This is a genomic window from Bacillus sp. B1-b2, assembly GCF_009183415.1.
GTDB lineage: Bacteria > Bacillota > Bacilli > Bacillales > Cytobacillaceae > Niallia.
In genome coordinates, this window is sequence record NZ_WEHU01000059.1 from 1 (window position 1) to 5,937 (window position 5,937).

Consider the following 5,937-nt stretch of genomic DNA (forward strand, 5'->3'; position numbering starts at 1 on the left):
TTCTTCTAAACATAATCTAGTTTTGAGGGAACAAACTCTCAAAAAATTAAATAGTCTGGTGGCGATAGCGAGAAGGTCACACCCGTTCCCATACCGAACACGGAAGTTAAGCTTCTCAGCGCCGATGGTAGTTGGGGGCTCTCCCCCTGTGAGAGTAGGACGTCGCCAGGCAACCAAAAGATCTAAAAGCATAAGCTTTTAGATCTTTTTTTGTTTATACCTATCTTGTATATCTCTGTAACAAACACTTGTTCTACAATGGATTTGTAAAATTAGGTGATAATAGAGTTGGCAAGAATGGCATTGAAGGGAATTATCCAAGAAATTAGAAAATTGAGCATAGGAGTACAGTAATGACTAAAAGAGTTCTTTACTAAATCTTTGGCTTTCTATTCCACAAGTGACTTTTTTAAAGAGGTTTTAGAACGAAGCATAAAGACAGATGTACTTGTTCTCATTCCCAATCCAATAACTCCGTTTTTTTCAATAAGTATAATGTGAAAATGGGAAGTCTTACATTGGAATGGGTGTCAACTTATCGACACATTCAAACATAATGACATGACGACTAAACTGTTAGTATGATGATTGTTATTGTTGAAAGGAGCCTATTTTCAATTAATCTGAGCTATGTTAAATGACGGTTAACCATAATTTTCATTATGAACAATCAAGCGACGTATCCAAGGTGGAGAAGGAAAAAGGGGGTAATAATACATGGTTTATAATTTGAAATCAAGTTCATCCCATACAATTAATTTTATTTTCAACCTGCAAAAAAGGATTTCTGAAATTATTAAAGATGATTTGATTGGTATCTATATCCATGGTTCTTTAGCAATGGGAGGGTTTAATCCAAAGAGTAGTGATATTGATGTACTGGTTGTTACAAACAAGTCCATGACAGTTGAAACTAAAAGGAAATTAGCTAAGTTGTTATTAATGCAGTCTAGCTCCCCATTTCCTGTTGAAATTAGTTTCCTGAATACTGAACAATTAAAGGTCTGGCAGCATCCTTGCCCATTTGATTTTCATTATAGTGAATTTTGGAGAGAGCGATTTACAAATGATCTATTAAATGGAACAAACAAATTTTTGAATGGTGATGTTAATACCGATGCAGATATAGCAGCTCATATTACCATCACTAATAAAAGAGGCGTATGTGTATATGGTAAATCTATTGTTGAAGTTTTTCCTCTAGTTCCATCCTCAGATTATCTATCATCAATTATGGGTGATTTCACAGATTGTTTAGAGTATATTCAGGAGGACCCCATTTACTGTACGCTAAATTTGATTAGAGTTTATTGGTACCTAAAAGAAGGAGTTATTTCTTCAAAACAAGAAGCTGGTAACTGGGGGTTATCTACATTTCCGAAAGAGATGAGAAAAACTGTTGAAAAAGTGGTTAAATGTTAATCCTATGATAAGGATACTTATAGTTTTGAGAAAGATGAACTTGATTTGTTAAAAAACTATATTTCAAACGGTGTAAAGAAATTATTGAACTAACAAGGGAACTCCTAAATACTAGAGTCTGTTCGTTTATAATGTTTTAGCAAATACAACTTGGAATTGTAGGTATCACATTGTAGTGCTCTAAAATATAGAAGCTCAGAAGCCGAAAAAATTGAACAGAAACAGAAATAAGGGCTTTAGATCTGGCTGGTATGAGTCCGGTTCAATACCGTATACACACCAGCCAATGAGCTGATTAATATTAAAACTCTAACTTTTAGGGCGCTCCACCACATTCCCAAAGGGGGTACTTTAATAAGTAGGCTGAGACTTATTTTGATAAAATGGTGTGAATAGGAACTTTGCAATTATGTAATAGATTAGATTATACGATACCTCAGACTAATAGATCCTTTCAGATTTTTTGCATCTGATAAACTACTTTAAGTGTTTAGAATGCTACATAAAAAGGATGATCTTCTTTATTTAAACAGTATTCTATTCTCTGTCTAAAATTCTTATATGTGACCATTTCTAATGCTTCTTTAATAGGGAAGAATCCAACTTCCAAACTTTCTGATGAAGTTGTTAAAATGCCTCCAACGGGGTTTGCTATAAAGAGTGTATTACATATTGAATTGTCTACATTTTGAAAAATACCACAAAAATTAACTATTTCAACATCAATACCTGTCTCCTCTTTTGTTTCTCTAATAGCAGCATCTGTGATAGATTCTCCTATTTCCACTTGTCCACCTGGCATTTCCCACCCTCTTTTTGGACCCTTTATTAATAGAATTTCCTTTTGATCATTCATTACAATAGTTGCTGCGGATACTATATGTTTTGGTGGTGTATAATTTGCATGTGCTTCTGAGTTCAAGTGAATCCTCCTTTTCATAAACAGCTATTTCCATTGTTTTATTTCAAAATGATTGATAATACCAGTGTAACATAGGAATTTTATGTTGAAAATTGACCATTTAATTACTCTATATTATGGTTTGTTTGATAGTAAACTATATCCACTCTGTTTACTAACTTTTTATTAGCAGTAGAGATAAATATTTTGTCGAAATTTGTTTAATAATACAAGGTTTAATACCGATATAAACCTCATAGCACTAATTAATTTTTATGAAAAGAGATTACTATCTGGGGGTATAAAGTGAAAATGGGGTATAGGGGTAAAAATAAATATAATTGTTTTGACAATAATAGCAATTCTTTCTTTAGTGATTGGTTTTGTAGTGAATAAAGAAATTACTTGGGGCTTAAAAGAATTCGCTACAGAAAAAGCTAAAGGAGATCTAAATCTAGCCTACACCTATATAGATAATAAATATCCAGGTGACTGGAAATATATAGATGACAAGCTTTATAAAGGAGAAGTAATCCTAAATAATAATAATGAGCTTGTTGATCAAATAGGAAAAGATACAGGAGATACAGTTACTATCTTTTTAGAGGATACACGTATTGCAACAAATGTTATGGTAGATGGAAAACGTGCGACGGGGACACAAGCATCAAAGGAAGTTGCAGATACGGTGTTACAGAAAGGAAAGCACTATTATGGCGAAGCAAATGTTGCTGGGAAAATGTATCAAACTGCTTATATGCCATTAAAGAGTTCTTCTGGAGAAACAATAGGAATTATGTATGTAGGTGCATCTAACGAGATTATTGGTGAAATATTTTCATCCTTTATGATTAAATTCATTGTTGTATTAGTTGTTATGGCATTACTAGCATTTACTGTTGTATATATGTTTACTTGGAAGTTAAAAAAGAGATTGAGTAACTTAACTAAAGCAATTGAATTAGCAGGTAATGGTGATTTTACAACACAATTAGAGGATCATTCTGGAGATGAATTAAGCTTATTATCTCTTAATTTTAACAAGATGACAAATAACTTTAAAAACATGATGGGAGAAATTATTACTACTTCAGAGCAGCTTGCATCTTCTTCTGAACAATTAACAGCAAGTTCCGAACAGACTAGCTCTGCTACTCAAACTATTACTGAATCTATTCTAGATATGGCTGAAGGAGCTGAAAATTCCTCTACTAGTATACAAAGAAGTGCATCTGACTTAAAAGAAGTTACAATAGGAATTCAATCTATTGCTGATAAGGCATTAACGGTATCTAATGTAAGTATGGAGGCAACTGAGAAGGCAATACATGGTGGACTATTAGTTCAAAAAACAGTGAAACAAATAAATGAAATTAGTAGAACTGTTACAACAAGTGGAGAAGCAATAAAAAACTTGGCCTATCATTCTCTAGAAATCGAAAAAATTACAAATGTAATTAGTAATATTGCTAATCAAACTAATTTGTTAGCACTAAATGCTGCAATCGAAGCTGCAAGAGCAGGTGAACAAGGAAAAGGATTTGCTGTTGTTGCTAACGAAGTGAGGAATTTAGCAGAACAATCTCAGCAATCTTCTGCACAAATTACAGAATTAATTAGGACGATTCAGGAAGATATGATGAAATCCAACCAATCCTATGAACAAGTATCTATAGAAGTAAAAGAAGGATTAGATATAGCTAATCAAACAAGAGAAAGTTTTGAAGGAATAATGCAGTTTACAGAAAAACTAAAAGAACTAATTAATGGTATGGTTGCTACTTCTAAAGAAATATCACAAAATACTCAGGCGGCTTCATCAACATTTGTTCATTTAATAGATATCTCTGATCGAAGTTCTATGCACTCACAGAATATCGCCTCTTCTGCAGAAGAACAGCTAGCATCTATGGAGGAAATTGCTGCATCTTCTTTAGCGTTATCTCATTTAGCAGACAACTTGAAAGAATTAATAAATAGATTTGATGTCTAGAGATTAGATGAAACTAAATCTCATCTTATAGACAAAGTCAATTTCTCTAGCAAACGGTAATATTTTTCTAGTCAACCGGGTGGAAATGGTTTTACAATACTCATAGAATGTGAAACCATGTAGCGGAAATTCACTCCGAACTTAGATAGGTGTATCGACTGTTTAAGATCTAGCATTATGCTAGATCTTATTTATTTATTAGGAAAGGAGTCTGAGAGAAAAACTAGAATATATAAAAGAATAGACATTAGCAAATTTAGGGTGAGGATAAATGAAGAGTGAGGCTATTATAGTAGCTAGTGTATCCATAATAGATAATGGGAAAGTTCTGTTAATTAAGGAGAAACCTAGCTCGGGAATCGAAAAATGGAACTTTCCTAGTGGACGTATGAAGTATGGAGAGGATATTTCGTTAGTAGCTTATAGAGAGGTGCAAGAAGAAGTCGGCTTGAATGTTTGTTTAATAGGAACAACAGGTAGTTACCAGTTTATAAGTGCTACAAATGATCAAGTAATCCTTTTTCATTTTATCGGTGAAATTATTAACGGTGATATAGTATTAGAAGAGGGTATAACTGACTACGCTTGGATTAAACTAGGGGATTTATCAGTATGGGGTAAAGATGAGCTACGAGAGCCAGAGGTTATAAAGAAAATACTAAATAACCTTATGGATGAGAATATTTATCCAGTTTGTATATTTCAATCATGCATGTAGTACTTGTGAAACTAGGGGGGGATGAATCATTATTTGATAAGAATTTAGATAAAAAAATAAGGGGAATATGGAAGGAACTAGAGTATAAAGGGATATCTAAGTATGCCAGGGAATTAGAGGATAGAGTATCCCACATTACGATAGCAAGCTATGGAAAGCTCTCTATAGAAAATTATATAAAAAAATTACAGGGATTTTATGAAGATATACACTCTATTCCTATCACTCTTCAAACAATAGGTACATTTCTTAAGTACCTTGTTTTATACCCCGATTTTTACAAAAGAATTAATTATGTTTCATCAGAATTTTAAGGAATTCTATGATAGCTCTGATTCTTTATACTTGCCGAGTAAGTGGATTCCTCATTGTACTATTGCCAATAGGCTAACTCCAGAAAATTTAAAAGAAGCATAATTTTATTGTCTTCATACGGGTGAATTATTAGAAGGAAAGATTAATAGATTAGCTTTAGTTGTTGTAACAAAATCAAACAAGGCACCAATAGTATATGCATGTAAATTAAAATAAAGATATTAAATTCAAAAAAACAGTTGACGTATTATTTAGGAATTGGTATTATATAAAAGTTGCTTCTGATAGAAACAACAAATCGCAAATGAATAATAAATTAGTTAATAAATACTTTTAAAAAAGTTATTGACAGATTAAAAAGATTTGTGATAAGATATAAAAGTTGCTTCTAATAGCAACAGAATGTATTGCTCTTTGAAAACTGAACAATAAACGTCAACAATAATCGTTCTTAAAGAACGATATAAGTAATACAAAAGCTAGAGTTTAGCAATGAGCTAATCTTACTCTTTATTGGAGAGTTTGATCCTGGCTCAGGACGAACGCTGGCGGCGTGCCTAATACATGCAAGTCGAGCGGACTTTAAAA

Annotated in this window: 5 protein-coding genes and 2 rRNA genes; 6 read left to right on the plus strand and 1 reads right to left on the minus strand. The window is 32.6% G+C overall.

What is annotated here, in order from left to right:
- Positions 1-54 precede the first annotated feature (54 nt).
- A 5S ribosomal RNA gene (gene rrf / locus F9279_RS24440) occupies positions 55-171 on the plus strand.
- A gap of 546 nt (positions 172-717) precedes the next feature.
- Positions 718-1,422 (plus strand): aminoglycoside adenylyltransferase domain-containing protein, encoded by a 705-nt coding sequence (locus tag F9279_RS24445; RefSeq protein WP_226793906.1) that lies wholly within the window; start codon positions 718-720, stop codon positions 1,420-1,422.
- 490 nt (positions 1,423-1,912) lie between these two features.
- Here the strand turns inward: F9279_RS24445 and F9279_RS24450 are convergent, their stop codons facing one another.
- Positions 1,913-2,344 (minus strand): NUDIX hydrolase, encoded by a 432-nt coding sequence (locus F9279_RS24450; RefSeq protein ID WP_226793909.1) that lies wholly within the window; start codon positions 2,342-2,344, stop codon positions 1,913-1,915.
- A 325-nt stretch (positions 2,345-2,669) separates the two neighbouring features.
- On the opposite strand from F9279_RS24450, the gene F9279_RS24455 reads away from it, so the two are divergent.
- The 4 genes from F9279_RS24455 to F9279_RS24465 all read left to right on the plus strand — a co-directional run.
- Complete coding sequence (locus tag F9279_RS24455; protein ID WP_226793912.1) at positions 2,670-4,316, plus strand: methyl-accepting chemotaxis protein; 1,647 nt, start codon at positions 2,670-2,672, stop codon at positions 4,314-4,316.
- 271 nt (positions 4,317-4,587) lie between these two features.
- Positions 4,588-5,034, plus strand: a complete 447-nt coding sequence (locus F9279_RS24460) for an NUDIX hydrolase (protein WP_152116711.1) — start codon at positions 4,588-4,590, stop codon at positions 5,032-5,034.
- Positions 5,010-5,348 (plus strand): hypothetical protein, encoded by a 339-nt coding sequence (locus F9279_RS25465; protein ID WP_193224712.1) that lies wholly within the window; start codon positions 5,010-5,012, stop codon positions 5,346-5,348. The genes F9279_RS24460 and F9279_RS25465 overlap by 25 nt, the downstream gene beginning before the upstream one ends.
- Before the next feature lie 511 nt (positions 5,349-5,859).
- Positions 5,860-5,937 (plus strand): 16S ribosomal RNA (locus F9279_RS24465); the annotation flags it as partial.